This window comes from Streptomyces saintjeani, from assembly GCF_055409605.1.
Map to the genome: position 1 here is coordinate 2,995,455 of NZ_CP189624.1, position 26,477 is coordinate 3,021,931.

At 68.8% G+C, this 26,477-nt stretch carries 15 protein-coding genes, 3 tRNA genes and 4 pseudogenes; 9 read left to right on the forward strand and 13 right to left on the reverse strand.

The window, feature by feature from the left end; translation table 11 throughout:
• Positions 1-129: 129 nt before the first annotated feature.
• The gene (locus tag ACQCO7_RS13370) at positions 130-630 is read right to left on the reverse strand and encodes a VOC family protein (RefSeq protein ID WP_464072041.1); all 501 of its coding nucleotides are present in this window, start codon (positions 628-630) and stop codon (positions 130-132) included.
• A 686-nt stretch (positions 631-1,316) separates the two neighbouring features.
• Here ACQCO7_RS13370 and ACQCO7_RS13375 point away from each other — a divergent pair.
• The 4 genes and pseudogenes from ACQCO7_RS13375 to ACQCO7_RS13390 form a co-directional block, all read left to right on the forward strand.
• Positions 1,317-3,443 (forward strand): annotated as a pseudogene (locus tag ACQCO7_RS13375) (RHS repeat-associated core domain-containing protein); the annotation flags it as partial.
• A 13-nt stretch (positions 3,444-3,456) separates the two neighbouring features.
• On the forward strand, positions 3,457-4,233 hold the full coding sequence (locus ACQCO7_RS13380) for a hypothetical protein (protein ID WP_464072042.1): 777 nt from the start codon (positions 3,457-3,459) through the stop codon (positions 4,231-4,233).
• Between the two features lie 59 nt (positions 4,234-4,292).
• Positions 4,293-4,735, forward strand: a pseudogene (locus tag ACQCO7_RS13385) (RHS repeat domain-containing protein); the annotation flags it as partial.
• Between the two features lie 470 nt (positions 4,736-5,205).
• Positions 5,206-5,535, forward strand: a complete 330-nt coding sequence (locus ACQCO7_RS13390; RefSeq protein WP_464072043.1) for a hypothetical protein — start codon at positions 5,206-5,208, stop codon at positions 5,533-5,535.
• A gap of 265 nt (positions 5,536-5,800) precedes the next feature.
• Here the strand turns inward: ACQCO7_RS13390 and ACQCO7_RS13395 are convergent, their stop codons facing one another.
• The 8 genes from ACQCO7_RS13395 to ACQCO7_RS13430 all read right to left on the reverse strand — a co-directional run bounded on the left by ACQCO7_RS13395 (position 5,801) and on the right by ACQCO7_RS13430 (position 17,841).
• Positions 5,801-5,989: a helix-turn-helix domain-containing protein gene (locus tag ACQCO7_RS13395; protein ID WP_464072044.1), complete on the reverse strand. Its 189-nt coding sequence runs from the start codon at positions 5,987-5,989 to the stop codon at positions 5,801-5,803.
• A 343-nt stretch (positions 5,990-6,332) separates the two neighbouring features.
• Positions 6,333-7,298, reverse strand: coding sequence for a hypothetical protein (locus ACQCO7_RS13400; protein ID WP_464072045.1), 966 nt, complete (start codon positions 7,296-7,298; stop codon positions 6,333-6,335).
• Between the two features lie 167 nt (positions 7,299-7,465).
• Complete coding sequence (locus tag ACQCO7_RS13405; RefSeq protein WP_464072046.1) at positions 7,466-9,724, reverse strand: RNA polymerase sigma factor; 2,259 nt, start codon at positions 9,722-9,724, stop codon at positions 7,466-7,468.
• An 891-nt stretch (positions 9,725-10,615) separates the two neighbouring features.
• Entirely contained in the window at positions 10,616-12,055 is a 1,440-nt protein-coding gene (locus tag ACQCO7_RS13410) for a gamma-aminobutyraldehyde dehydrogenase (protein WP_464072047.1), read from the reverse strand.
• 336 nt (positions 12,056-12,391) lie between these two features.
• Positions 12,392-14,707, reverse strand: a complete 2,316-nt coding sequence (locus tag ACQCO7_RS13415; protein WP_464072048.1) for a N,N-dimethylformamidase beta subunit family domain-containing protein — start codon at positions 14,705-14,707, stop codon at positions 12,392-12,394.
• 17 nt (positions 14,708-14,724) lie between these two features.
• Positions 14,725-15,072 carry a hypothetical protein gene (locus ACQCO7_RS13420; RefSeq protein ID WP_464072049.1) on the reverse strand — a complete coding sequence of 116 codons (348 nt, stop codon included), beginning with the start codon at positions 15,070-15,072 and terminating at the stop codon, positions 14,725-14,727.
• 183 nt (positions 15,073-15,255) lie between these two features.
• The gene (locus ACQCO7_RS13425) at positions 15,256-16,635 is read right to left on the reverse strand and encodes an APC family permease (protein WP_464072050.1); all 1,380 of its coding nucleotides are present in this window, start codon (positions 16,633-16,635) and stop codon (positions 15,256-15,258) included.
• Between the two features lie 222 nt (positions 16,636-16,857).
• The gene (locus ACQCO7_RS13430) at positions 16,858-17,841 is read right to left on the reverse strand and encodes a LuxR C-terminal-related transcriptional regulator (RefSeq protein WP_464072051.1); all 984 of its coding nucleotides are present in this window, start codon (positions 17,839-17,841) and stop codon (positions 16,858-16,860) included.
• A gap of 267 nt (positions 17,842-18,108) precedes the next feature.
• On the opposite strand from ACQCO7_RS13430, the pseudogene ACQCO7_RS13435 reads away from it, so the two are divergent.
• Positions 18,109-18,452: pseudogene (locus ACQCO7_RS13435) on the forward strand (transposase); the annotation flags it as partial.
• A 265-nt stretch (positions 18,453-18,717) separates the two neighbouring features.
• Here ACQCO7_RS13435 and ACQCO7_RS13440 read toward each other — a convergent pair.
• The 3 genes from ACQCO7_RS13440 to ACQCO7_RS13450 form a co-directional block, all read right to left on the reverse strand.
• Positions 18,718-18,791 (reverse strand) — tRNA-Ile (locus ACQCO7_RS13440).
• Between the two features lie 190 nt (positions 18,792-18,981).
• A tRNA-Asn gene (locus ACQCO7_RS13445) sits at positions 18,982-19,054 on the reverse strand.
• 5 nt (positions 19,055-19,059) lie between these two features.
• Positions 19,060-19,132 (reverse strand) — tRNA-Asn (locus ACQCO7_RS13450).
• Between the two features lie 136 nt (positions 19,133-19,268).
• On the opposite strand from ACQCO7_RS13450, the gene ACQCO7_RS13455 reads away from it, so the two are divergent.
• From ACQCO7_RS13455 to ACQCO7_RS13470, 4 genes are all read left to right on the forward strand, one after another.
• Complete coding sequence (locus tag ACQCO7_RS13455; RefSeq protein WP_010354784.1) at positions 19,269-19,559, forward strand: hypothetical protein; 291 nt, start codon at positions 19,269-19,271, stop codon at positions 19,557-19,559.
• A gap of 106 nt (positions 19,560-19,665) precedes the next feature.
• Positions 19,666-21,117 (forward strand): FGGY family carbohydrate kinase, encoded by a 1,452-nt coding sequence (locus tag ACQCO7_RS13460; RefSeq protein WP_050373527.1) that lies wholly within the window; start codon positions 19,666-19,668, stop codon positions 21,115-21,117.
• Between the two features lie 219 nt (positions 21,118-21,336).
• Positions 21,337-23,070, forward strand: a complete 1,734-nt coding sequence (locus ACQCO7_RS13465; protein WP_464072052.1) for an ABC transporter ATP-binding protein — start codon at positions 21,337-21,339, stop codon at positions 23,068-23,070.
• The gene (locus tag ACQCO7_RS13470) at positions 23,070-24,998 is read left to right on the forward strand and encodes an ABC transporter ATP-binding protein (protein WP_464072053.1); all 1,929 of its coding nucleotides are present in this window, start codon (positions 23,070-23,072) and stop codon (positions 24,996-24,998) included. The genes ACQCO7_RS13465 and ACQCO7_RS13470 overlap by 1 nt, the downstream gene beginning before the upstream one ends.
• A gap of 46 nt (positions 24,999-25,044) precedes the next feature.
• Here the strand turns inward: ACQCO7_RS13470 and ACQCO7_RS13475 are convergent.
• A pseudogene (locus tag ACQCO7_RS13475) lies at positions 25,045-26,292 on the reverse strand (RNA polymerase sigma factor).
• Positions 26,293-26,477: the final 185 nt, after the last annotated feature.

Sequence of the window (26,477 nt, forward strand, 5' to 3'; positions counted from 1 at the left end):
TCAACCAAATGGGCAGACAACAGCTGTCGCGTGCGGACGAACGCGACGCCCTTCGCTTCGCACCCTTCAGGCTGTTTGCCAGGTTCCCCGGCACGCGGTGATCGCCGACTCACGGCTCCCGAGGCGCTGTTACGTGGCCGCCCCGGCAGCCGCTCCCGTTCTCAGCTCGGGGCCCCAACGGTCGATCGCCGACCGCAGATCCAGCGGGAGCGGTCTCTGGCCCTCCGCCGCAGCCGGCCAGTCGGCACGCGGGACGCGCCACATCACCTCGAACTCGTTGCCGTCCGGGTCCACGCCGTGCAGGGACTTGGCCACCAGGAAATCGGTACTCCCGGTCAGCGCCTGACGCGCCGTGAGCAACTCCGCCGTCTCGGCGAGCTCACCCAGCGTGCCGACCTCCCAGGCGAGATGGTGCAGTCCGGCGCGGTCGCGCTGTGGGCCGGGCGCGTCGGACCCGAGGGCGAAGAGGCCGAGATCGTGGTCGTTGTCGCTGCCCCGGGCCCTGAGGAAGGCGGCCCTGCCGGGCATCTCGTGCTCGACGGCGAAGCCGAACACCTGGCTGTAGAAGGCGACGGAACACTCGAGGTCACGGACGAACAGGACGACGTGGTTGAGCCGACGTACGGACATCGGCCCCCTCCCTCTCCGGGCTGGCACATGGCTGATCGACCTTATCGAGCCGAGAAAGCGATGATCGAGCCGCTTCACGGAACCACCACACGCGGGACGCCGCCCCGAGGCGTACGGCCAGGGGACGCTTCGCGTCAGGTTTCCCTGCACTTAGCCGCTCACCGCCCGCGAGAGCGGAAACCAGCAGCTCACCCCTGGCGCGATCAACTCAGCGGCAAGCGAAGCGAGTTCGGAAACGGAGGGAGGTGAACACGATGGACCCGCAGGACCGGACACAGGGCGGGCGCCACACAGGCCCCCACCCGGACCTCGGCCCTGAGACGGCGCCGGTTCCGCGTCCGCCCGAACACCGGCGAACACGTTCGTCGTACACCTCTTCGCAGCCGGGCGACCCGCCTTCGTACGCATCGCTGCCGGGCCCGGCGGAAGTGACCACGCGCCCAGAGTCGCCGCCGGTCCAGAAATCCCCACCGCGCTCAGGTGAACACAAACGACCCTCCGACTCCTACCGCGCGCAGCCACAACGGTTTCCCCGACGACGGCTCCTGCCGCTCCGCCTCGAGAACCTTCACGAGAACCGCCCCTGTCGAGCCAAGCGTCCGCCAGGGCCCGTACACCCCACTCCCAGCGCTCGCAGAAGTCCTCGAAGTCCACCGAGAGGCCGTGGTGTCCGGCCTCCATCCCCGTCATGGACAGAGGGCAACTGCCTCACCCACACCGACCCGTCCGGCGGTGTCTCCCGCTTCGAGTACACCCACTTCGACCTGCCGTCCGCCCGCACCCGACCCGACGGCGCCCGCTACGAGTTCGAGCACGACGCCGAACTCCGCCTCACCCGCGTCACCGACCCCCAGGGACTGGCCTGGACCTACACGTACGACGCCGCCGGCAACGTCGTCTCCGAGACCGACTTCGACGGCCGCACCCTCACCTACCGCACGGACGCCGCAGGCCAGCTCACCGCCCGCACCGACTCACTCGGCGGGACCGTCTCCTTCGAACGCGACGCACTCGGCCAGGTCGTCCGCAAGAACGCCGACGGCCGGACGACGGCCTACGTCCACGACAGAGCCGGACGCCTGCTGGAAGCCGCCGGGCCGGACAGCGAACTCCGCTACCAGTACGACCGCCGAGGGAACGTCAAGACCGAACTGGTGGACGGCCGTCCCGTCTCCTACGCCTACGACGCCCTGGGCCGCCGAACCCGCCGCACCACCCCCACCGGCCACGTCACCTCCTACACCTACGGCACCGACGGACGCCCCCAGCGCCTCACCACCGGCAACCACCGGATCGACTTCACCCACGACACCGCCGGCCGCGAACTCACCCGCGTCTTCGACGACACGATCACCATGGCCTCCGCCCGGGACGAAGCCGGACGGCTCACCGGACACCACGTCACCGCCGGAGCCCGAACCGTCAACCACCGCGCCTACACCTACCGCGCCGACGGCCATCTGACCTCGATCACCGACCAGTTGTCGGGCACCCGCACCTTCGACCTCGACCCGGTGGGCCGCGTCACCGCCGTCCACGCCCAGAACTGGACAGAGCGGTACGCCTACGACGACGCCGGCAACCAGACCTCCGCCTCCTGGCCCCCGCACCACCCCGGCGGCGAAGCCACCGGCCCCCGCACCTACACCGGCACCACCCTCACCCGCGCCGGAGACGTCCGTCTCGAACACGACGCCCTCGGCCGGATCACCCTGCGCCAGAAGACCCGCCTCTCCCGCAAGCCCGACACCTGGCGCTACCAGTGGGACACGGAAAACCGCCTCACCTCCGTCACCACCCCCGACGGAACCCACTGGAGATACCACTACGACCCCCTCGGCCGCCGCACCGCGAAACAACGCCTGACGGCCGACGGCGAACACGTGGCGGAGGAGACCCGCTTCACCTGGGACGGCCTCACCCTCTGCGAACAGACCAGCCACCAGCCCGACACCCCGAACACGATCGCCCTCACCTGGGACCACCACGACGTCGTCCCCCTGGCCCAGACCGAACGCATCCTCACGGCCGACGACCGCCAGGACGAGATCGACCGCCGCTTCTTCGCCATCACCACCGACCTCATCGGCACCCCCACCGAACTCATCGACGAGACCGGCACCATCGCCTGGCACACCCGCACCACCCTCTGGGGCACCACAGCCTGGTCCCGCAACAGCAGCACCTACACCCCCCTCCGCTTCCCCGGCCAGTACTACGACCCCGAAACCGGCCTCCACTACAACCACTTCCGCCACTACGACCCCGAAACCGCCCGCTACACCTCCCCCGACCCCCTCGGCCTCGCCCCCGCCCCCAACCCCCTCTCCTACGTCGACAACCCACACAGCGCATGCGACCCACTGGGCCTCATGCCCAAGTACACGAAGGAGGAGAAGGCCCAGCAGGCCAGGGAGAAGGCCATCCAGACCTCGGACGAGGTCATCGCGAGAGCGCAGGGCGACCGGATGAGGAAGGCCGGCAACTATCACGCGGATTCCATGCACGGCTTCAGCGACGAACGGGTCCTGGAGGTCCTCAAGAGCCCGGACGCGGTGTACCACTCGACGGCGGGCAGCGGAAGGTTGATCTTCCGGCAGGGGGAGGACATCGTGGTGGCGGAGGGTGGCGGCGCCGGGGCAGGCAACGTCATCACGGCATACGGCCCGTCCGGCATCAGGGGCGACTCCGGCGTCACGGCGCTCGGCGGCCTGCCCACCGATCCCGGCGGGCCGATCACCCACGCAGACGTGGTGGAGGGCAGGATTCCGGCCAAGAACGGCTACATGGCTCCTGGAGTACAGATTCGATGAGGCGGCATTCACCATGAGACTCACCCTCGACAGCGACTGGAACGCGACGGTGGCGGGCGAACCACTGCGCAGCACCCCGCGCTTCGACTTCCCAGGCCAATGCGTGCGCATTGCGGAGTACGCGGACGTGGAGGAATGGCAGCGGTTCCTCGTGGAGACTTTCGGCAGCCGGGAGTGGCTGTGGGACGCCCCCGACGAACTCCGGTTCTCCCCGGCCGGCCGGGAACTGGTCGGGGCGGGGTTCCAGTTGCCCTATGAATCCGCCGATGCCGAGGACTCCGCCCGCGTTCCCGCCACGCCTCTCGTCCGCCCAGGAGGCCTTCGCGCGGACGAGGCCCGGGACTTTCGTCTGGAGGTCGCCACGGAGCTCTGCCGCGCCCCCGGAGATGCCGTACTGACCTGCCTGCGCGACTTCGACGTCCTCGACGAACCGCTCGATGCCCGCATCGGCATCGCCCCCGACGTGGCGCTCCTCGTCCAGCACGGCACCGTCGTCGGCTGGAGCCTGACCGACCCGGCCCGGTACTTGACCACAGGGTTCGCCGCTCCCGACCCGGGCCCGCCCACCACCGCCACCCGCCGACTGCTCACCGAGTGCCTGGACCTGGTCACCACCCCCCTCCTCGACGAGGTGAAGAACCGGAACCCAGCCGCCCTGGCCCACCTCCGCACACTCGACGAGGCCCTGCGAAACCAGCGAGAGGACCGCCACCGCGCCGACGCCCTGCTCGCACTCATCAGCGACCTGGTCGAGGACTACGCCGACCGGCCGACCGGCCAGAAGCCGTGAACGACCGGCTTGCCCACCCGTCCTGACCTCTCCCGCGCGCGGTGATGTCCGCCAGCCGCTGGGACGGTCTGACTCTCTGCGAACAGACCAGCGTTTCCAGCGACTTGCCCCGTCCAGTGGCGCTCATCTGGGAGCACCGGGGCCTGGTGCCCCTCGCGCAGACCGAACGCATCCTCGCCCCGGACACCCGCCAAGAGGAGATCGACCGGCGCTTCTTCGCCGTGGCCACCGACCTGATCGGCACCCCCGCCGAACTCATCGACGAGACCGGCACCATCGCCTGGCGCATCCGTACCACCCTGCGGGGAACCACCGCCTGGTCACGCTCCAGCACGGCCCACACCCCGCTTCGCTTCCCCGGCCGGTATTACGACCCGGAGACCGGCCGGTACGCGTCTCCGGACCGCTGGGACTTTCACCGGCGCCGAACCCGGTCGCCTACGTGACCGACCCGCACACCGTCTGCGACCCCTTCGGTCTGTCGCCGTACCCGAACGGTGACGGGCCGACCATCGGTGAGTACACCTCCAAGGGCGAGGGCCAGGACCTCAAACGCTCCGCCATGGTGGGCGACGACCAGTGGCACTTCAACACCGGTCACGGCTACGACCGCGCCCACACCGGCCCGGACGGCACCACCAACCTCAAGCCCGACCAGACAGAACAGGCGATCGTCTCCGACGTGTACGCGTACATGAGAGACGGCGGGATCGTCCCACGCGCCAGAACCCCCGAGTTCACCGGCCCGCTCGACAGGTCGGTGCGGATCGATGGGCACGATGTCGGCTACCGGGTCATCCAGCGGCCCGACGGCGCCTACCCACTGTCCACCTACTGGCTCAACCCGTAGCGCCCGGTTCCCGAGCACGGCGCCGTATCAAGTGCCCAGGCGGCGTCGGCTAAGGTCTGGGCGCCTGTATCCGTCCACAGACGCCTCGGGGCGCCGGAAGAGTCCGTCAGGAGAAGCGAGAGATGCCCGATCCGACCCCCGCAGCCAGGAGTCTCAGCCAGGCGATCGACGGCGCGGACCATCAGCAGGCCAACGAAGCGGCCCGTGAGTTCGTCGAGAAGCTCACCTTCGCGACGGCCGACGAGATCCTCGCCATGCTCAGAGAGGTCCTCGACGAGGACTGGATGGCCCTGCCGCCCTGGGCCCGGAATCTCGCCTACCGCTTGGCATGCCTGCAACGCCCGGACGATCCGCAACTGCTCCGAGAAGCGGCCTCGGACCTGCTGTCCTTCGGGCCCGACTGGGACACGTTCGCCGAAGACCTCAAGAGGAACGCGGCGGAACTGGGGTAGGGACCGACTCGAGTCCCCCCGCCGGCATGGCGCTCCTCGCCCAGCACGACACTGTCGTCGGCCAGAGCCTCACCACCCTCATGCCTGCCACCCTGGGCCCGGCTCCGGGTTGCCGACGTGAGGGGAACTGTCAGAGGAACCCGGCCACTCAGCGGTTCACCTGGCCAAGAAGACAGGTCTGATCACCGAAGTCAGCGACGATCTTCGACTTGCCACCGAACGCCTGAACATACGCAGCCAGGGTGTCGACCTCACTCCGCTCCAGCTACCCCTTCTCGATACGCGAGACACGAGCCCGGGTAACCCCCATGGCCGCGGCAACCTGAACCTGTGTGGTGTGCTGCCGCTTCCGCAACTCGGCGAGGTCGTCCCAGGAGACGGCCTGCGGGTCGCTGAGGTGATCTCCATCGGTTCGCTTCAGATGCTCCGCGTACGCCTGCTCAGCCCGGAGCACCGCGACGCGGTACCAGCCGGACCAGTTGTCCCGCCGAACCGGGGCGCAGCTCCTTGAGGTTTCGAAAAACCACGTTCCCGCAGGTAAGAAGGTTTCTTCCCGCGTAGCGCACGGTGGGGCGGGTGGGACTCGAACCCACGGCCGACGGATTATGAGTCCTTTGAGGATCTTGGCGGTCCTTGCCGATCAACGCTCATCCTTGACGTTTTCGCAGCTCAGATGCGGTTATCTGTGTTGGGGCTAGTCAGCCCTTGTCAGTCTGTTCCTGTCCTTGCGGCCTCAGCTCGGCCTCAATGAGGCCCGACAGGAACGCGCTGAAGACACAGGAGACGATCGCGCCAGCTCAAGGACGGGGATCGAACCCGCGCGCAGCGGATTCTCCTTCCAACACGGAGAGGCTCCGCCCTCTGCTCGGGGCAGAGCCTCTGTGGCTGTTTTCATAGGCCAGACGTCGCCTCGTGAGCTTATCCGGCTCAGTTGCCTTCTTCCAGAGCGGGTTGATGGGAACGGGCAGGCTGCGGCTGACTGGTACAACGTCGCCCACCGGCACTCCGGAATAGCCATGCATACCCCCTTCGACGTGCACTTCGGCCTCGCCGACCAGCTCCGCGAGATGCGCGCCGACGTCCTCACGAGCGTCTACCGCCAGCACCCCGAACGATTCGTCCGCGGGGCACCCGAACCACCGAAACTCCCCGGGGCCGCCTGGATCAACAAGCCCCCGACCTCCGACACAACGGTCAAACGATCCCGGCACAGAGATAGAACGATCTACCTGCCTTGATCGCGCTGACAGCGGCACCCCCCTTTTTTGCGGGGCCGCGGCGGGTGATGTCTGGCGTGCGCCCGCGGCGTGCTGGTGGGCACGGACCGCGGTGGAGTCCACGGAGTAGTGGTTGAGGGTGTTGTTCTGCGACATGTTGCCCACGGGGATCTGCCACAGGACCACCGGCTTGCCCACGGACTCGGCCATCGTCTTCCAGACCCCCAGCTCGGCGGCGGCCTTCTGGTCCGTCCAGAACATGTCGCGGCTCCCGTGCGCCGGCTCGGCGTACCAGCCAGCGTCGCGGTCCGACACGTCGGCGACCAGGAAGTCGGCGTTCTGCGCCCCGAGGGTCGCGTAATCCTTGGCGCACGCCTGCGTGTTGCCCTGCCAGTCCCAGCAGGTGAGGTGCAGACCGACGGTCGCGTGAGGAGCGTACTTGCGGGTCATTGAGATCAGGCAGCGGGCCAGACCCGCCACACTGTTCGCCTGATTTCCGCAGTCGTTCGGGGCCGCAGCAGTCACCTGCGCCGGGACCTTGTTCACATCGCCCACGGTCGAGTAGCCGGGGCACAGCAATGTGCTCCGGCTACCCGACATCATCGACGGCAGCAGCTCACCGACGTCCCGCGGGCGGCCAGGATCACGCCGCGCAGGACCGGGCCGATCGTGCTGAGCGACGTGCCGACCGCGAAGGCAGCAGCCTTCTCACGCTATTTGAGCGGCGTGCCACCCGAGTTTCGGTAGGCGATCGTCTTCCGGAACAGGTTGCCGCCGTCGGTTTCAATCGTGGTCGACTTGTCCGATCCTTGGCCGAACATCAGAGCCGCGACATGGGCGCTCGCGACCCGGTCCATGTGCGAGAACAGCCAGTCCACCTTGTCGTCCTTGTAGTGGTACGGGGTGTTGTTCTGTCGCATGTTGCCGACCGGGATCTGCCAGACCACGATCGGTTTGCCGGACGCGTCCGCCATCGTCTTCCAATACGCGAGCTGCGCGGTCCACTTCTTTTCGCTCCAGAATGAGTTGTGTCCGCCATTCTCCGGCAAGGCATTGAGACCGGCGTCCGCGGCTTCAACCTCCCCGACCAGGAAGTCCGCATTTTTTGCCCCGAGGGCCACGTAATCCCTGGCGCATTTCTTCTCGTTGCCCGGCCAGTCCCAGCAGGTGAGGTGCAGGCCGACGGTCGCGTTAGGAGCGTACTTGCGGGTCATTGAGATCAGGCAGCGGGCCAGACCCGCCACAGTGTTCGCCTGATTTCCGCATTCGTTCGGAGCCGCCGCAGTCACCTGCGCCGGGACCTTGTTCACATCGCCCATCCCTCGGGCGAATCCCCAAAAGTCAGCTTCGAGATCGATCATGTCGTGCGAGGTGCCGATCTTCTGGACGAAGAAACGGTAGTCGTTCAGGTACCTGGTGAGGAGGTCGACCCGGTTGACCGCCTTCACCTCGTCCTGCCACGTCGCATTGGGGGTGAGGTGGGGGAGTTCAAACCACGACCACATCATCGTCTGCGGATGCGGTTGACCCTTATAGGTAGCCTGCGCAGCGCGGGCTTCCATATGGGGGACGAGCCCCCCGCGCCCACCCCACACGCATCCCCACCAGTTCGTCCCATTCGGGCAGGACTTCGCCGTGTACACGCTGCTCGACGGTGCGGGCGGACTGACGACGTATTGGTACTGAGCGTCGAATGGTGCGGCAACCGAAGGTTTATCGTTCGATATTCTTCCGATCATCACCGTGTTCTTGCCCATGAAACGTATCGTCGAGCTGGCGCCACCGGCCGCAGGAGACGACGCCGACGACGCTGCTGCCTTGGCGCTCGCCGACGCCGACGCGCTCACCGAGGCTGAGGCGCTCGCCGAGGCTGAGGCCGAAGCGCTCGCCACGGCCGCCGCGACACCCGCAGCGCCCGGCGCCCCCGCCGTGGCGGAAGGGGAACCCTGTGGCTGGTGGCTGGTGGCCGCGTAGACGACGCCCGCGCCGACGGCTACGGCGGCAGCTACCGCGGCCGCGACGAGTTTCGCGGACACGTGCGCGGCCAGCCCGCCCGATCTGCTGCCGTGGCTGCCGTGGCGCGACCGCTTCGCGGCCTTGCCTCTCCTCGCGACCCCTTTCGCCGCGGCGGCCTGCGCGCTCGGCGCGGACGGGGGCAGGGCGTGCCGCAGCCATGTGGCCGCGAGCAGTGCGGGTACCGGTACCAGGGCCGAGCCCGCCAGCAGCCGCTCGGCGGGCACCAGGTCCTGCCAGGACGCGACGCAGGCTACGCATTCGCGTACGTGCCGCGCGAACTGCTTGCGCCACGACGGGGCCGCCCGCCCGTCCCACCGGGTCGCTATCTGGGAGAGCTCAGCGCACCGGGGCGCGGCGTCCAGCGCCCGCACCACCGTGCGGGCGGCGTCCAGCCGGGCCTTGAGCCGCTGCACCCGCACCGCCGCGTGTCCCGGCTCGATGCCCAGCGCCCCGGCCAGCTCCGCCCGGTCCAGCTCGCCCGCCGCCTCCAGCCACCACAGCGCGAGCAGTTCGCGGTCACCCTCCTCCAGCCAGCGCGTCGCCAGAGCCGTCTCGCGCCTCTGGCCCGACAGCTCCAGTTGAAGGATCGTCAGGTCCACGAAGTCCGCGCCGGGATCGGCCGCGTCCGGCGCGAGCTCGAAGCCCCAGCCGTGCGCCGCCGAGGGCTGCGTCTGGTGGCGCCGCCACCGGTCGCGCACCTGGCGCACCGCGATCGCCACCACCCAGGCTCGGAACGCCGTAGGGTCGCGCAAATCCCCGATCCGGTCCACCGCGCGCATCAGCGCCTCCTGGACCACGTCGTCCACATCGACGTGTCCGTCCAGCGCCCGCCCGACGATGTTGTAGACCAGCGGCAGATACGCGGCCATCAACTCGTCCAGGGCTTGGCGGTCCCCGCCCTGCGCCGCCACCACCAAGTCCTGATCTGCACGCCCGTCCCGCTCTGCAACCCGCATCCGCACTCCTTCGCTCACCGGCCGGGCGCCCGCGCGCGCCCGGTCCGCCTCGATGTATAGGTGACGGCTGCGCGGCGGCCGGGTAACACTTCCGGCCACATTGTTTCGCCGGACCGCGCACTACCCGCGGGCGGCGGCGACCCAACACCGAGCAAACCAACCAGTAGACGAAACACCATGCGTCAGCTGACTGCCCGGCAGAACCACCGAATGGAGAAACGCACAGGTCATCGATCAGCAGCGCGGTTCACCACAACGCTCTCAGTCTTTCCGATCCTTGTGTCCAACCTGCGTCCAGAACGCGTCCTGGAGGACAAGCCCAACCGGATTCCGAGACGATCGCCCCAGCTCAGAAGTGCGCCTCGAACTCGCCCGCAGCGGATTCCCCTTCCACCGCGCGAAGGCACCACCCCAGGGCGCCAGGGCGGAGCCTCTGGGAGCACTTTCACCGAGCAACGCGTATACACAGAGCCCGAGCTACAGGACCGGAATCAGTCCGCGTCCAGCTCGGCCGCTTCGATGGGGTGCCGCTGCAGCCAAGCGTATGCGTTTCGCCTGTTGCTACCAACATCCCCGGGGCGATGCCGGCCTCAAACTGAGCCACCGTCAGCGCGCCCGCTGCGAGAACCGCATCCGCAACGCCCGTGCCACCGGCCTGCGCAACCTCCCCCTGCACGACTTCTCCTCGAACCAGATCTGGCTGGAGATCGGTCTGCTTCTATCCTTGCGTCCCGAACGCGTCCAGGATGGACGAGGAGAACCCGACTCCCCGGATACTGCTCCAGTTCAGAGGGGTTCTCGAACTCCTCCGCAGCGGATCCCTTCCTCACTTCGGGCGGATGTCGGGGCCCCTGCGGGGCGATCCCACTGGCACTGGCGTCGGCGCGAGCGTCACGCGTCCAGTGACGTCATGACGTGCTTGATACGGGTGTAGTCCTCGAAGCCGTACGCGGACAGATCCTTGCCGTAGCCGGATTGTTTGAAGCCGCCGTGGGGCATCTCGGCGACCAGTGGGATGTGGGTGTTGATCCACACGCAGCCGAAGTCCAGCTTCTTGGACATGCGCATCGCGCGTGCGTGGTCCTTGGTCCACACCGACGAGGCCAGGGCGTAGTCGACGCCGTTGGCGTATTCCAGGGCCTGTGCCTCGTCGCGGAAGGGCTGGACGGTGATGACCGGGCCGAACACCTCGTTCTGGATGATCTCGTCGTCCTGCTTGAGGCCGGAGACGACGGTGGGGGCGTAGAAGTAGCCCTTGTCGCCGACGCGGTGGCCGCCTGCCTCGACCTTGGCGTGGGCGGGCAGACGCTCGATGAAGCCGGATACCTGCGTGAGCTGGCCTGCGTTGTTGAGCGGTCCGTACAGAACGTCCGGGTCGTCGGGTCGGCCGGTCTTTGTGCCGGTGGCGGCCCTCGCCAGCGCCGTCACGAACTTGTCGTGGACCGACTCCTGTACGAGGACGCGGGTCGCGGCCGTGCAGTCCTGACCGGCGTTGAAGAAGCCGGCCACCGAGATGCACTCGACGGCCTGGGCGATGTCGGCGTCGGCGAATACGACGACCGGCGCCTTGCCGCCCAGCTCCAGGTGGACGCGCTTGACGTCCCTGGCCGCGGACTCGGCGACTTGCCTGCCGGCTCGTACGGAGCCGGTGATGGAGACCATCGCCGGTGTGGGGTGTTCAACCATCAGGCTGCCGGTGTCGCGGTCACCGCAGACGACGTTGAAAACGCCCTTGGGAAGGATCGACCCGATGATCGCGGCCATCAGCAGGGTGGAGGCCGGGGTGGTGTCCGACGGCTTCAGGACCACGGTGTTGCCCGCGGCGAGCGCCGGGGCGAACTTCCAGACCGCCATCAGCATCGGGTAGTTCCACGGTGCGACCTGCGCGCAGACCCCGACGGGCTCACGCCTGACGATGGAGGTCATGCCGTCCATGTACTCACCGGCCGATCGGCCCTCCAGCAGGCGCGCGGCGCCGGCGAAAAAGCGGATCTGGTCCACCATCGGTGGCACCTCTTCGCTCGCCGTCAGCCCCAGGGGCTTGCCGGTGTTCTCGGACTCGACGGCGACGAGTTCCCCGGTCCTCGCCTCGAAAGCGTCCGCGATCTTCAGCAGCAGGCGCTGTCGCTCGGCCGGGGTGGTGTCGCGCCACGCCGGGAACGCGGCCGCAGCCGCGGCCATGGCGGCGTCGACGTCCGCCCTGCCGGACAGCGGCGAGGTCGCGTAGGACTCGCCGGTCACCGGGTTGACGATCTCGATGGTCCGCCCGTCGGCGGCGTCCAGGGACTCGCCGCCGATGTAGTTTCGCAGCGTGCGCAGAACGGTGGTCACTGGGTCTCCAGTTGGCACATAGGTGGTTCCTCGCGTGTTGTTTCGGGTCCGGTTGTCGAGGGTGATGTCGGACGGCAGCCGCTGGGCCACGTGGACAGGGATGAGGACAGCAGCAGCACCAGCACGGTGCCGACATGGACCAGGTGCCAGTGCCGTGAATTCCCACGTGCCCCGACTCCGATCGGGCACCGACTCGGTGCCGGGTACCGGGGTGCGCGGAAGCCGCCGCAGAGCGGGGACTACGCCCCTGGGCCAAGTGCCGGTCTGCGCAGCCGGATGGCGTAAGGCGAGCTGCTCCGCCGGCAGAGCTGCTCGCCTTGGGCAACAGGGGGTGGCCTAGTCCAGCGGCTTCTCGTCGCGGAAGCGCCGCAGCACGTTGCCGGTGATCTTCGCGATGTTGTTGTCGTATCCGTGGTGGGACAGCGATCCGGTCCAGGCGATGGAGCCGACCGAGAAGAATCCGCCGCCGCCCTCCAGCGCGCAGTAGACCATGTCCGCGCGGACCGCCGGCTGCTCGGTTCCGCCCATCCCCGGGAGCATTTCGAAGATCTCCTCGGTCACCAGCAGGTAGTTGTCGGAGAACGGTCCGGAGGTGGCCAGGACCAGGGTTCCGGGCGGCGAGCCGAGCGCCGGGTTCCAGCAGTCGATCTCGGCACCGGCCGCGCCGCCGCCGATGATGCCGAAGTCGCCCAGGAGCTCGTTCTCGCCGACGCCTTCGAAGATGAAGGCCGCCCGCGGATCCCGGCTGTCCGCGAGGCGCTCGTAGTAGGTGCAGCGGTCGAAGCCCTGGGCCGCCATGCCGACTCCCACCAGACGCTGCGGGGCCTTGCCCTTGTTGCGCCACAGGCCGCTGGCCTCGCCCGAGGTGGTGTGGCGGCGTTCGGCGAAGGGGGATTGGTGGGGGCGGGTGCCGCCGTCGGCCCGGCGCAGCTCCATCAGGTGCGGGGCGTCGGGGTCGTAGGAGACGGTCGCGAAGAACCCGTTGCCGCCCAGGTACATCAACCGGCCGCCGTTCGCGGTGAACTCCTCAAGGGCATCGAGCTCGCGCCGCGTGACGTATTCGGGGTGGCTTCCGGTGATCACGACACGGTAGTCGCGCAGCAGGTCATGGCCTTCCCGATCGAGGTCCTCGTCGGTGAGGGCGTCGAACTCGCACTCGGCGGTCTCCAGCCAGTGCACGAGGGACAGGTCGGCGGGCAGACCCCAGGGGCCTTCGCTCATGAACGAGGCGCGGTAACGCGGCTGCAGGCTGATCAGCGGGCGGCGGACGCTCCCGAACACCACGCCGGACCCGTCGTTGTGGATTTCGTACAAGGAGCGGCCGAACTCGGGGTGGTCCTGCAGGACCAGGTCTTCCTTGTGGACGATGGGCGTGTGCCCGAGGAGCATCTCCATGCCGTCCGCCTCGAACGCGATCCGGTCGTTGGCATACGCCAGGTAGGTCGCCGTGGGGAACAGGACGGCGACGTCCTTGCGCCGACTGCCCGGCCCGACGAGGAAGGGCACGTGCTGCTCGATGCCCTCGGCCCGCAGCCGCACCGCGTAGACGCCGCTGGGCAGGTCCTCGGGCACCTCGAAGGTGAACGCCGCAGGCCACTGAGCATCAGCGATGTCGTCGTCGTGGAAGTGGATGGCGTCGAACTCCTCGGGTGCAAGCCGGAAGTCCTCCACGACACCTTGGAACTCGGGCCCGGTGACGCCCCGGACGGGCGCGTTGACGCAGCGGCCGTGCAGCATGTGAGGCCCCTCGTCGACCACATCCCACAGCAGCAGCCCGTCCGGGCGCCGACTGCGGCCGAAGTGCCAGGCAGCCACCGGCTCGCGCGCCGTGGAGACGTCGTCGATGGCCCGTTCGATACGGATTCCACCGATCTTCCCGTTGAACGCGCTTGCCGCGAGCAGCCGGTCATCGGTTCTGCGAGCCAGCGCGCCGATTCGGAATGGCATCGAGGAAGCCGTCCAGACCGCCGAGGCGGTTGCGCTCGCCTGCTCGGGTACGGCGGCTGCGGCGGCCGGTGCCACCCGGTCCGCGCAGTGGTCCAGCGGGGTCTGCCGCAGGGTGATCTGCCCCGCCGACCGTGGCAGTTCGGCTTCGAGCCGGTACCACTGGTGGGCCGTCAGCTCCTGTTCCAGGGTGAGGGTCCGCCGCTGACCGCCCTCGCTCCATACGACGGACGGCTTGCCGTCATCGAGCAGCAGGGCCCAGCCGGTCATGGTCGCCTCGTCCCAGGTGCCCATGACCGCCTGGCGCTCGCCGGTGAAGCCGACGGAGCTCTGGCTGACCCGATAGGCACCCAGGCTCCCCGAGCGGTTGTCGCGCGGGAGCGTCGGGAAGACGGCGGCGCGGATGACCAGCGCGTCGGGGTTCGCCAGCAGGCCCTTTGGGTCGGGGACTTCGACGTACGAGCCAGGCTGGCAGGTGTGGTACTGCCCCGGGTACGTCCCGTCGATGGCGGAGGGGACCTCGGCCTCCAGGAAACCCGGCCCCGCCTGCCCGTTGTAGCCGTGTCGCAGGCGCACCAGGGCGGCATCGTAGGCCGGTGGGCCTTCACAGCTGATGTGGAACGACAGTTGCTCGCCGGGACGGGCGGAGAAGCGATCGGTGTAGCCGAAGACGTTCTGGGTCGTCGTGCGGCCGCTCGAGAGTGCCATGAGCTCCTCGTTTCTTACTAGTTCTGCAGCAGTTGCGCACGGCGCGCCGTGAAGATGTACCGGATGGCGTCTTCGTAGTCCTCGAAGGACTGCTCGGTCAGGAGCAGGTTGCCCGGCATGCCCAGGGCGATCTGCGCCACGCGCCAGGGGCCGTCGGGTCCTTCGGAGAAGATGATGTGCTTGCCCGAGACGGGCAGGCTGCGCAGCGCCCGCAGCACGCGTTGAGTGCGGTCGTCGTGCAGTCCCAGCGGAGCCGCGTCATGGGCAGCGACGACCTCGTCGGTGCACTCCTTGCGCAGGCGTTCTTCGCTGCGCAGACGGAACACTTCGAGCAGCTCGGATGAGCGGTCTGCACTGGTGCGCATCAGTGCACCTCTTGCTGCTGGGACACCGTTGCGGTGCGGCGGGGCAAGGACGATGGGCTCACGGGAGGGTGCCTCTCTCATGTTGAAGTGGCTCGCGAGCGCCGGGCGGCGGCTGGGGACTGCGCCTCAGGCGACGGTGTCTCGGGCCGATGCCGAGTGCTGCGGCGGTGTGCGGGAGCACGGTCAGGCGTCGGAGCTGGCGAGCGAACGGCCGGTGAGCTTGAAGAACGCCGCCACGCCGAGGCCGATGACGAGCCAGCACGAGCCGACGATCTTGGCGTTGGAGTCCGCGTTCCACAACGCGACCAGGAGGAGTGCGCCGCCGAGGATCGGGGAGACCCAGTGGACAAAGAAGCGGCGGCTGCCGCCTCGGACGACGAAGTGGGTGAAGACGCTGACGTGGAGAAGGACGTACGCGGTGATCGCGCCGAAGGTCACCAAGGTGGTCAGCAGTCCCGACCGCTCCACGCCGAGGATGCCGACCCCCACCGACAGGACTGCGATGAAGATCATCGCGTTGAGGGGGACCTGGTGTCTGTCGCTGACCCGCGACAGGAACTTCGGCAGCTGCCCGTCGCGGGCCATGCTGAAGACCAGGCGGGCGGAGGTCGCGTTGGAGGCGATGGTGTTGGCGAAGATCGCGATCAGAGCAGCGGTCAGCAGGAGAACCGTCTTGAACCAGCCCGCCATGGCCGTGCCCACCACGTTGTAGAAGGCGTTGTTGACCGGGTCACCGTCGGCGAATTCCGTCCCGCTCGGGACCAGGATGCCCGCCACGAAGACCTGCACAACGAACAGCGCGGTCACCTGGTAGAGGACGATCATGGTGGCCTTGGAGACGGTCCTGCCCCCGCCCTCGGCCTCCTCGTTCAGTGTCGAGATCGCGTCGAACCCGATGAAACTCAGCGCGGCGACCGGAACTGCACCGAGGACCAGGGACCAGGAGCCGCCGTCGGCGGGGACGAACGGGCTGAGCGACAGATGGGCCCGGCCCTGGAGGAGGAGCACGGCCGCCCAGACCAGGAACACGGCCAGCACGACCAGCTGGATGTAGAGGAAGATCTTGTTCATCGTCGCGGTGACGCTGATGCCCATGATGTTGATCAGGGCGGTCGCGGCGACGAAGATCACCACCCAGATCCAGGCGGGCACCCAGGAGACCACTCCGGTCATCGCGCTGGCCGCGAAGACGCACAGCAGCGCGGGCAGCAGCAGGTAGTCGAGCAGGATGGCCCACCCGGAGACGAACCCGAGGAAGCGGTTGCTGCCCATCCGTACGTAGCTGTACACGGAGCCGGCGACCGGGAACCGGACTGCCATCTCCTTGTAGCTGATGGCACTGAACAGCATCGCGATGGCGGCCACCACGTACACCGCGGCGACGGCGCCGGCGGCCATGTTGTAGACGATGCCGAACACCGCGACGGGGGCGAGCGGCACCATGTAGATCAGGCCGTAGATGACGACGTCGGCCAGGCTGAGCGTACGGGCGAGCTCCTGCTCATAACCGAGCTCGTGCAGCCGGTCGCGGTCGCCGTCCGTGACGCCGGGTCTTTCGGACACTGCTTTCGGAGCTTCTGAACCGTTCATGGCCGGGCCTCCTGAGGGATGAACGAGCCCCGGTCGGCTGTCGGCGCGGTGGGCGACGACAGCGGGGGAGAACGCGGGGGTCGGCAACAGCCGGCTCGGCGGGTGAGGACCGCCTACAGCGCGGGCTTGTCTTCACCTCGAATATGGCGCTCGGCCACCTTGCGCCTCAATACGCATTCCTACCGACAGCGGCGGTCAGCGGTTCAAGCTGAGAATCCCGTCGCGCAGCGCCGACGCCACCGCGCCGGCTCGCGACGGCTGCTCCATCTTGTGGAGGATCCGCTCCACGTGCGTGGTCACCGTGCGCAGGGAGACGTCTCGCTGCGATGCCAGCTGCTGGTTCGAGAACCCCGCCGCCATCCCGTTCAGAATGTCGTACTCGCGCGGCGAGAGTGAATAGGGCAGGCCGGCCGTCGGAAGCTCCTGCACCAGTGCGGCCGGTTCCGGCCGTCCCAGCGGATCGGCCACCTTCAGGACCTGCAGCGCGAGCCACCCTTCGCTCGACGCCTGCAGCCCGGTCGCGGCAACCTGCGCCGAGGCCATGAAGCGACGCAGAAAGCCGGTGAACTCGGGCTGCGTGGGCGCGAGCGCCGGGGCACGCGACTCGACGGCCCAGGCACGGCCGATGTAGTCGATCAGGGTGGCGTTCGCTCCCGGCGGTATGGCGCATCCGGTGGTCTGCCGCCGGGCCACATCGCACATCCGCGCCAGCGCGGGTACCAGGGCCTTGAGGAGTTCGGCCGCGTCATCACGGAACGCGCCGCGCCCCGCCGCGGAGAAGTGCAGCATGCCCGTGTACACACCGCTGTCCGAGAAGAGGCAGGTGGTCATGCCGTCTGCGAAGCCGGCAGGTCCGAGCACCTCTCGGTACATCGGGGACCGTCGGTAGTCGCCCGGCACGTCGTCGATCCGCATCGGCAGGCGCCGCTCCCGGACCAGCCGGTTCTCGGCACTTGCCGCATAGCGGTCACCCAGTGCGGCAACCGTTTCATCACCGTAGGTGACCACAGCGAGTGCGCGGTGCGCACGGGCCGTCGGGTCCCAGAGCATGAGGGCGCCGGCGTCGTGATGGGTCACCGGCTCAAGCAGGCTCAGCACCGTCATCGCGGCCTCGCGCCGGTCACCGGCTCCGGCTGCGTAGGCCGCCTCGACCAGGACCCGGGTATGGGATGGCTCCATCAGCGAATCCCTCTCGAAGCCGGACTACCCAACCCCACGATAGCAACGGCCTTCAAGGATCTGAGGGTGAGAGCTGCGGTTGCACATCGCACTCGGGGTGACCGCGTGGGAGAAGGAGTCGGCTGGTCCTGCTTCCGCTCGGATAACCTCGCGCTTCCACGGGGTGAGGTGTCCGAGGCTTGATCAAATAAGTAGAGAGTACTCCTGAGCTGCAACGATGGGACTTGCCTAGGGTCCTGTTGGCTGCACGGAAAGAACACTCTCCAGGTGAAGAGGCGTATCGGGTCGTACCCGTGTGTCCGCACAGAGGGCGGCGGCCGGGCGGTGGTCTCGCAGGCCGGGGCGCGCTGCTGGTCGAGACCGTCCGCAAGGCCGGCTTGGATACCGCGATATCAGCGGAGCGGACGCCGTGGCGGAAGGCCCGGGCGGTGCACGATCCGGGCAAGATCCTGCTGGGCGTGGCGCCGGCGGTCGCGCTGGCCGGGGACTGTCTCGCGGATGTCGCCACGCTGCGGGCCGAGCTGGCCGTGTTCGGGCCGGCGGCCTCCGACCCTACGGTCTCCCGCCTCATCGACACCCTCGCAGCCTCCGGCGAGAAGGCCACACGCAGCCGCCTCGTCGAACAACGCCTCCGAGGCACTCCCCTGCGCCTCCGGCCTCAGGATGGCCTCAACACATGCCCCTGTCACAACGGAGCCGAGTAAACACGTCTCAGCGGCAACACATCCGCACGCGTCCATGCAGGCCAGAAGGGCATCAGCCGAAGCAGACGAACCCGGTGTCAAACTCACGAGCAGCGGATTCAGTCCGTTCAGGTAAAGTTGACGATCCGACACCCAAAAAAGAACGTTTCCGCAGGTCAAAGACCTGCGCAGGTGGGGCGGGTGGGACTCGAACCCACGGCCGACGGATTATGAGTCCGCTGCTCTAACCGGCTGAGCTACCGCCCCATAGCGGCGTGTCGCGTACATGTGTGCGCGCCGTCTGCCGCAGCATAGCCGGTCATACGATCTCCCGCTTCGGATGGTCGGCTTCCGCATGCCTGCTGACCTCGCCTTCGTATCCGGGAGGACCGCACCAGGTCGCGCATGGTTCCACCGGACATGAAAAAGGACCCCAACGGGGTCCTCGTTCAGCATGCTCCCCCGACTGGACTCGAACCAGTAACCTGCCGGTTAACAGCCGGCTGCTCTGCCAATTGAGCTACAGGGGACCGAGCTCCCCCGACTGGACTCGAACCAGTAACCTGCCGGTTAACAGCCGGCTGCTCTGCCAATTGAGCTACAGGGGAATGCCTCGTTGCATCGATCGTCGCCACCTGGGTACTTGCCAGGGGGCGTCCTCTCGCTGCGACACATACATTAGCGCAAGCAGGGGGGTGCTTCGCCAATCGGTATCCCCGCCGACACCAGGGAAGGGCCGCCGTCATGCGCTACCGGCTGACGTTCGCCGCCGGACTCGCCGTGGGTTACGTCCTCGGCACCCGTGCCGGACGTGAACGCTACGAGCAGCTGAAGAAATCCGCCCGCGCCGTCGCGCAGAACCCGGCGGTCCGCAACACCGCCGAATCAGCCGCCCAGCAGGGCCGCCAGTTCGCGGGGAAGGCGTACGAGAAGGCCGCCTCCCGCTTCCCGGACTCGGTGGCGAACCGGGTCCGTACGCTGCGTGAGCGCGGCGCGGCGACGGAGGACGACGACTGGGGAACCAGTAATACCTGAGTACCGGGTGCGACCAGCCACAACGCACCCGCACCCGAGAACCCACCGCACTCCCCACACACCTCACCGGCCCGAACCGGCGCAGCGCTACGGCAGAATTTGACCCATGGGGATAGTCGCCGGGCTGGACAGTGCGCCCGATTTCACTCGCATCGTCGTCTGTGACACGGACACGGGCGCCGTGCTCAGGCAGGGCTACGCCCCGCACCCGCTCGACACCGCGGAGGGCGGCGCCCGGCCGAGCGACGTCGACCCGCAGTCCTGGCTGCTGTCCCTCGGCGAGGCGGCCGGCGGCGGTCTCCTGGAGGGCGTGCAGGCGATCGGCGTGAGCGCGCAGCAGAACGCGGTGATCCCCCTGGACGCGCAGGGCAACACGGTCCGCCCGGCGATGACGGGCAGCGACAAGCGCGCCCAGGTCGCGGCGGCGGACCTGGTGGACGCGCTGGGCGGGCGCGGCGCGTGGGCGCAGGCCGTCGGCGCGGTCCCCCAGTCCGCGCACCCGGTGACGAAGCTGCGCTGGCTCGCGAAGAGCGACCCGGAGGCCGCCGCGCGCACGGCCGTCCTCCTCCAGGCGCACGACTGGCTGGTCTGGCAGCTCCTCGGCCGCCCGGCGCGCCGTACGACGGACCGGGGCGGGGCGTCCGGTACGGGGTACTGGTCGGCCGCGTCCGGCGGTTACCGTCCCGATCTGGTGGAGCTGGCGCTCGGTCACCAGGTGATGCTCCCGGACGTCATCGGGCCGTCGGAGGCGGCGGGTACGACGCCGGAGGGGCTGTTGATCTCGGCGGGGACCGGCGAGACGATGGCCGCGGCCTTCGGTCTGGGCCTGGGGCTCGGGGACGCGGTCGTGTCGCTGGGCGCCTCGGGCTCGGTGATGGCCGTGCACCCGGAGGCGCTGGTGGACAGCTCCGGGATGATCACGTCGCTGGCGGACGCCACCGGCATGCACCTGCCCGTCGTCACCACCCTCAACGCCGTACGCACCCTGCGCGGGACCGCCGAACTGCTCGGGGTGAAGGACCTGGAGGCGCTCTCGGAGCTGGCGACGCAGTCGACGCCGGGGTCGCACGGGCTGGTGATGCTGCCGTACCTGGAGGGCGAGCGGACGCCGAACCTGCCGCACACGGCGGGGACGATCACGGGTCTGCGCCGGGAGTCGATGAAGCCGGAGCACCTGGCGCGCGCGGCGTTCGAGGGGATGCTGTGCGGGCTCGCGGACGCGCTGGACGTGCTGCGCGGGCGCGGGGTCGACGTACGGCGGATCTTCCTGCTCGGCGCGGCGGCCGAGCTTCCCGCTGTGCAAGCGGCGGCTCCTTCGCTGTTCGGGGCCCAGGTGGTCGTACCGCAGCCGGCGGACTACGCGGCGATCGGGGCGGCGCGGCAGGCGGCGTGGGCGCTCGGGGTGTCGCAGGGGACGCTGGACCCGCGGACGCCTCCGGCCTGGCAGGGAGCGGCGGCGCAGGTGCTCGACCCGGGCGAGGATCTCGCGGTGGGCCAGGCCGTGCGCCAGCAGTTCGTGTCGGTGCGGGAGCAGATCCATCCCGGGGCCCTGCACTGACGCTCCGCTGAGGCGGGGCGCGCCTCAAAAGCGCGTTCCCGTAAGTTCCAACGCACCGGCCCGTCCCCGAGTTCCCGGTTGCGCTGTCAGCTCAAGAGGGCCACCTGATGGGTTAATCGGTTGAGGTAACGCGGGTGGAGTGTCCGACGATAGGGGCCAGGGGCAACCAGAAGGCCCCTGGCCGGAACCCACCGTCCACCCTCTGCCGAGAGACGTAGCGTGCTCATACGACTTCTGCGGACCTATCTCAGGCCCTACCGAAAACCCATCGGTCTGCTGGTGCTGCTGCAACTGCTCCAGACCAGCGCGACCCTCTACCTGCCCACGCTGAACGCCGACATCATCGACCACGGCGTCGTCAACGGCGACACCGGCTACATCCTGTCCTACGGCGCCGTGATGATCGGCATCTCGCTGGCGCAGGTCGTGACGAACATCGGCGCCGTGTACTACGGCGCGCGGACGGCGTCGGCGCTCGGCAGGGACCTGCGCGCGGCGGTGTTCGACCGGGTGCAGTCGTTCTCCGCGCGCGAGGTGGGCCAGTTCGGTGCCCCCTCGCTGATCACGCGGACGACGAACGACGCGCAGCAGGTCCAGACGCTGGTGCTGATGACGTTCACCCTGATGGTGTCCGCGCCGATCATGTGCGTCGGCGGCATCGTGCTGGCGCTCGGTCTGGACGTGCCGCTGTCGGCGGTGCTGGTGGCCGTCGTCCCGTTGCTCGGGATCTGCGTGACGCTGATCGTGCTGAAGCTGCGGCCGTTGTTCCGGTCGATGCAGGTGCGTCTCGACACCGTCAACCGGGTGCTGCGGGAGCAGATCACCGGCAACCGGGTGATCCGCGCGTTCGTGCGGGACGCCTACGAGGAGGAGCGGTTCCGCAAGGCCAACGCGGACCTCACCGACGTATCGCTCAAAGCGGGGAACCTGCTGGCGTTGATGTTCCCGATCGTCATGACGGTGGTGAACCTGTCGTCGATCGCGGTGGTCTGGTTCGGGGCCCATCGCATCGACAGCGGCGGGATGCAGATCGGTGATCTGACGGCGTTCCTCGCGTATCTGATGCAGATCGTGATGTCCGTGATGATGGCCACGTTCATGTTCATGATGATCCCGCGCGCGGAGGTGTGCGCCGAGCGGATCCAGGAGGTGCTGGAGACGTCGTCGAGCGTGGTTCCGCCGCTCGCGCCCGTGCGGGAGCTGCGGCGGCACGGGCATCTGGAGCTGCGGGGCGCGGGTTTCCGCTACCCGGGCGCCGAGGAGCCGGTGCTGAAGGCGGTGGATCTGGTGGCGCTGCCCGGCGAGACGACGGCCGTGATCGGCTCGACGGGCAGCGGCAAGTCCACGCTCCTGGGGCTCGTGCCCCGGTTGTTCGACGCGACGGACGGCGAGGTCCTGGTGGACGGCGTGCCGGTCGCCGAGATCGAGCCGGAGCTGCTCGCGAAGACGGTGAGCCTGGTGCCGCAGAAGCCGTACCTGTTCGCGGGGACGGTCGCGACGAACCTGCGGTACGGCAATCCGGACGCGACGGACGAGGAGCTGTGGCACGCGCTGGAGGTGGCGCAGGCCAAGGAGTTCGTGGAGCGGCTCGAAGGCGGGCTGAACGCGCCGATCGCACAGGGCGGGACGAACGTGTCGGGCGGCCAGCGGCAGCGGCTGTCCATCGCGCGCACGCTGGTGCAGCGGCCGGAGATCTACCTGTTCGACGACTCGTTCTCCGCGCTCGACTACGCGACGGACGCCGCGCTCAGAGCGGCGCTCGCGCGCGAGACGGCGGCGGCGACCGTGGTGATCGTCGCGCAGCGGGTGTCGACCATCCGTGACGCCGACCGGATCGTCGTCCTGGACGAGGGCCGGGTCGTCGGGACGGGGACCCATCACGAGCTGATGGACGGCAACGAGACCTACCGGGAGATCGTGCTCTCCCAGCTCACGGAAGCGGAGGCTGCCTGATGGCCGGGCCTGCGGCACGCATGATGGCCGGTACGGGACCCGACAGCCGGTCGCTGGACTTCAAGGTGTCCGGCAAGCGCCTGGTCGGGTACTTCAAGCCGGAGCGCCTCACGGTCTACGCGCTGCTGGTGTGCGTCGTGATCAGCGTGGGGCTGAACGTCGTCGGTCCGAAGATCCTCGGCAGGGCGACCGACCTGGTGTTCTCGGGGATCGTCGGGCGGCAGATGCCGGCCGGGGAGTCCAAGGAACAGGTCCTCCAGGGGATGCGGGACAACGGGCAGTCGTCCGTCGCGGACATGCTCAGGTCGACGGACTTCACGCCCGGCAAGGGCATCGACTTCGGGGCCGTGGGGGAGGTCCTCGGGATCGCCGTCGGCGTGTTCGTGATCGCCGGTCTGCTGATGGCGGTCGCGACGCGGCTCGTCAACAAGGCCGTCAACCGGACGGTGTTCCGGATGCGGGAGGACGTGCAGACGAAGCTGTCGCGGCTCCCCCTGTCGTACTTCGACAAGCGGCAGCGCGGGGAGGTGCTGTCGCGGGCGACGAACGACATCGACAACATCGGGCAGACGCTCCAGCAGTCCATGGGACAGCTGATCAACTCCCTGCTGACCATCATCGGCGTGCTCGCGATGATGTTCTGGGTGTCGTGGCTGCTCGCGCTGGTCGCGCTGGTGACGGTGCCGCTGTCGGCGCTCGTCGCGACGCGCATCGGCAAGCGGTCCCAGCCGCACTTCGTGCAGCAGTGGCGGACCACGGGCAAGCTCAACGCGCACATCGAGGAGATGTACACCGGTCACACGCTGGTCAAGGTCTTCGGGCGGCAGCGGGAGTCCGCGCAGCAGTTCGCCGAGCAGAACGACGCGCTGTACGAGGCGGGGTTCAAGGCGCAGTTCAACAGCGGGATCATGCAGCCGCTGATGCTGTTCGTGTCCAACATCAACTATGTGCTGGTGGCGGTCGTCGGCGGGCTGCGGGTGGCCTCCGGGTCGCTGTCCATCGGGGACGTGCAGGCGTTCATCCAGTACTCGCGCCAGTTCTCGATGCCGCTCACGCAGGTCGCGTCGATGGCCAACCTGGTGCAGTCCGGGGTGGCGTCGGCCGAGCGGATCTTCGAGCTCCTCGACGCGGACGAGCAGGAGGCGGACGCGAAGGACGCCGAGCGCCCCGCCGAACTGCGCGGGCACGTCGCGCTGGAGGGCGTGTCCTTCCGGTACGACCCCGACAAGCCGCTCATCGAGGACCTGTCGCTGACCGTCGAACCCGGCCACACGGTCGCCATCGTCGGCCCCACCGGCGCGGGCAAGACGACCCTGGTCAACCTCCTCATGCGGTTCTACGACGTCTCCGCCGGGCGCATCACGCTCGACGGCGTCGACGTCGCCCGCATGTCCCGCGACGACCTGCGCGCCGGGATCGGGATGGTCCTCCAGGACACGTGGCTGTTCGGCGGGACGATCGCCGAGAACATCGCGTACGGCGCCTCGCGCGACGTCACGCGCGGGGAGATCGAGGAGGCGGCGCGCGCGGCCCACGCGGACCGGTTCGTGCGGACGCTGCCCGACGGGTACGACACCGTCATCGACGACGAGGGCAGCGGGGTCAGCGCCGGTGAGAAGCAGCTCATCACCATCGCGCGCGCGTTCCTGTCCGACCCGGTGATCCTCGTCCTCGACGAGGCGACGTCCTCCGTCGACACCCGTACGGAGGTGCTGATCCAGAAGGCGATGGCCAAACTGGCGCACGGGCGGACGTCGTTCGTCATCGCGCACCGGCTGTCGACGATCCGGGACGCGGACACGATCCTCGTCATGGAGAACGGGTCGATCGTCGAACAGGGGTCGCACAGCGAGCTGCTGGAGTCGGACGGCGCCTATGCGCGGCTGTACAAGGCGCAGTTCGCGGAGGCGGTGGCCGAAGTCGACTGAGCCCTACGGGGGTCGGGGTGCCGTCCGGCAGGTACGGCACCCCGCCTCAGTCCAGGTATCCCCTCAACTGGTCCGCGAACGCGTGGTCCCTGAGTTTGTTGAGGGTCTTGGACTCGATCTGCCGGATCCGCTCGCGCGTCACGCCGAAGATCCGGCCGATCTCCTCCAGCGTGCGCGGCCGGCCGTCGGCGAGCCCGTACCGCAGCTGGACGACCTTGCGCTCGCGCTCCCCCAGCGTCGACAGCACGGCCTCCAGGTGCTCCCTGAGCAGCAGGAACGCGGCGGACTCGACGGGGCTCGCGGCGTCGCCGTCCTCGATGAGGTCGCCCAGGGCCACATCGTCCTCCTCGCCCACGGGTGCGTGGAGGGAGACGGGTTCCTGGGCGAGCCTCAGGACCTCGCCGACGCGCGCGGGGGCGAGGTCGAGCTGGGCGGCCACCTCTTCCGGTGTCGGTTCGTAGCCGCGCTCCTGGAGCATGCGGCGCTGAACGCGTACGACACGGTTGATGAGTTCGACGACGTGGACGGGGACTCGGATGGTCCGGGCCTGGTCGGCGAGGGCCCGGGACATCGCCTGGCGGATCCACCAGGTGGCGTACGTCGAGAACTTGTACCCGCGCGCGTAGTCGAACTTCTCGACGGCGCGGATCAGGCCGAGGTTGCCCTCCTGGACGAGGTCGAGCATGGTCAGGCCGCGGCCGACGTACCGCTTGGCGACGGAGACGACGAGCCGCAGGTTCGCTTCGATGAGGCGGCGCTTGGCCATCCGGCCCATGACGACGAGCCGGTCCAGGTCCAGTGCCAACTGGCTGTCCAGGTCGGGGGTGTTGAGGAGTTTCTCCTCGGCGAACAGGCCCGCCTCGACGCGCCGCGCCAGCTCGACCTCCTCGACCGCGGTCAGCAGCGGGATGCGGCCGATCTCGCGGAGGTACTGGCGGAACAGGTCGGAGGAGGGTCCGCCGGTGTCGGCGGGGCGGATCCGCTCGGGGGGTTCGTCAATCTCCTCCGTCGGCGGGCCCGCCTCGGGATGGTGCGCGGCGGCGCCCTGCGCGGGCACCGCGGCCAGCACGTCGGCCTCGGCGTCGGGCTCCGCTTCGGTACTGACGTCGGTCTGGGTGAGCGTCTGGGTCTGCACGGGGGCGACCTCCAGGATGATCGCTGCCAGGGGTACGACAGCGGTACTTCGGGGGCGGAGTGGACGGCCTCGCCGCAGTCCGTCCCGTACGCGGTGAGCGTCGGCCTGGGTGGGGGTTTCGTGGGGGACGGATCGGCCGCGCTCCGAGTACTCAGGCACCGCCACCCAGTGTGGGGTACGACACATCACCGCCACGAGGGGCGTGCGGTGACTTTTTGAGTCCGGGACGTGACCGGCCGGTGACCCGTACGCCCCCACCTGCGAGAACCCTCCGGCACCCGCGTCCCTGTACGAAACACACCTCACCGTCGACCGTCCCGGTCCGGAGCGCCTGCGCGCGCCGG

What these genes read in the sequence shown, in the direction of transcription:
- ACQCO7_RS13370 (WP_464072041.1), bottom strand. Translation starts at nt 630, where the DNA reads ATGTCCGTACGTCGGCTCAACCACGTCGTCCTGTTCGTCCGTGACCTC.
- ACQCO7_RS13405 (WP_464072046.1), bottom strand. Translation starts at nt 9,724, where the DNA reads ATGCGGGTTGCAGAGCGGGACGGGCGTGCAGATCAGGACTTGGTGGTG.
- ACQCO7_RS13390 (WP_464072043.1), top strand. Translation starts at nt 5,206, where the DNA reads ATGCCCGATCCGACCCCCGCAGCCAGGAGTCTCAGCCAGGCGATCGAC.
- ACQCO7_RS13415 (WP_464072048.1), bottom strand. Translation starts at nt 14,707, where the DNA reads ATGGCACTCTCGAGCGGCCGCACGACGACCCAGAACGTCTTCGGCTAC.
- ACQCO7_RS13470 (WP_464072053.1), top strand. Translation starts at nt 23,070, where the DNA reads ATGGCCGGGCCTGCGGCACGCATGATGGCCGGTACGGGACCCGACAGC.
- ACQCO7_RS13455 (WP_010354784.1), top strand. Translation starts at nt 19,269, where the DNA reads ATGCGCTACCGGCTGACGTTCGCCGCCGGACTCGCCGTGGGTTACGTC.
- ACQCO7_RS13460 (WP_050373527.1), top strand. Translation starts at nt 19,666, where the DNA reads ATGGGGATAGTCGCCGGGCTGGACAGTGCGCCCGATTTCACTCGCATC.
- ACQCO7_RS13380 (WP_464072042.1), top strand. Translation starts at nt 3,457, where the DNA reads ATGAGACTCACCCTCGACAGCGACTGGAACGCGACGGTGGCGGGCGAA.
- ACQCO7_RS13430 (WP_464072051.1), bottom strand. Translation starts at nt 17,841, where the DNA reads ATGGAGCCATCCCATACCCGGGTCCTGGTCGAGGCGGCCTACGCAGCC.
- ACQCO7_RS13420 (WP_464072049.1), bottom strand. Translation starts at nt 15,072, where the DNA reads ATGCGCACCAGTGCAGACCGCTCATCCGAGCTGCTCGAAGTGTTCCGT.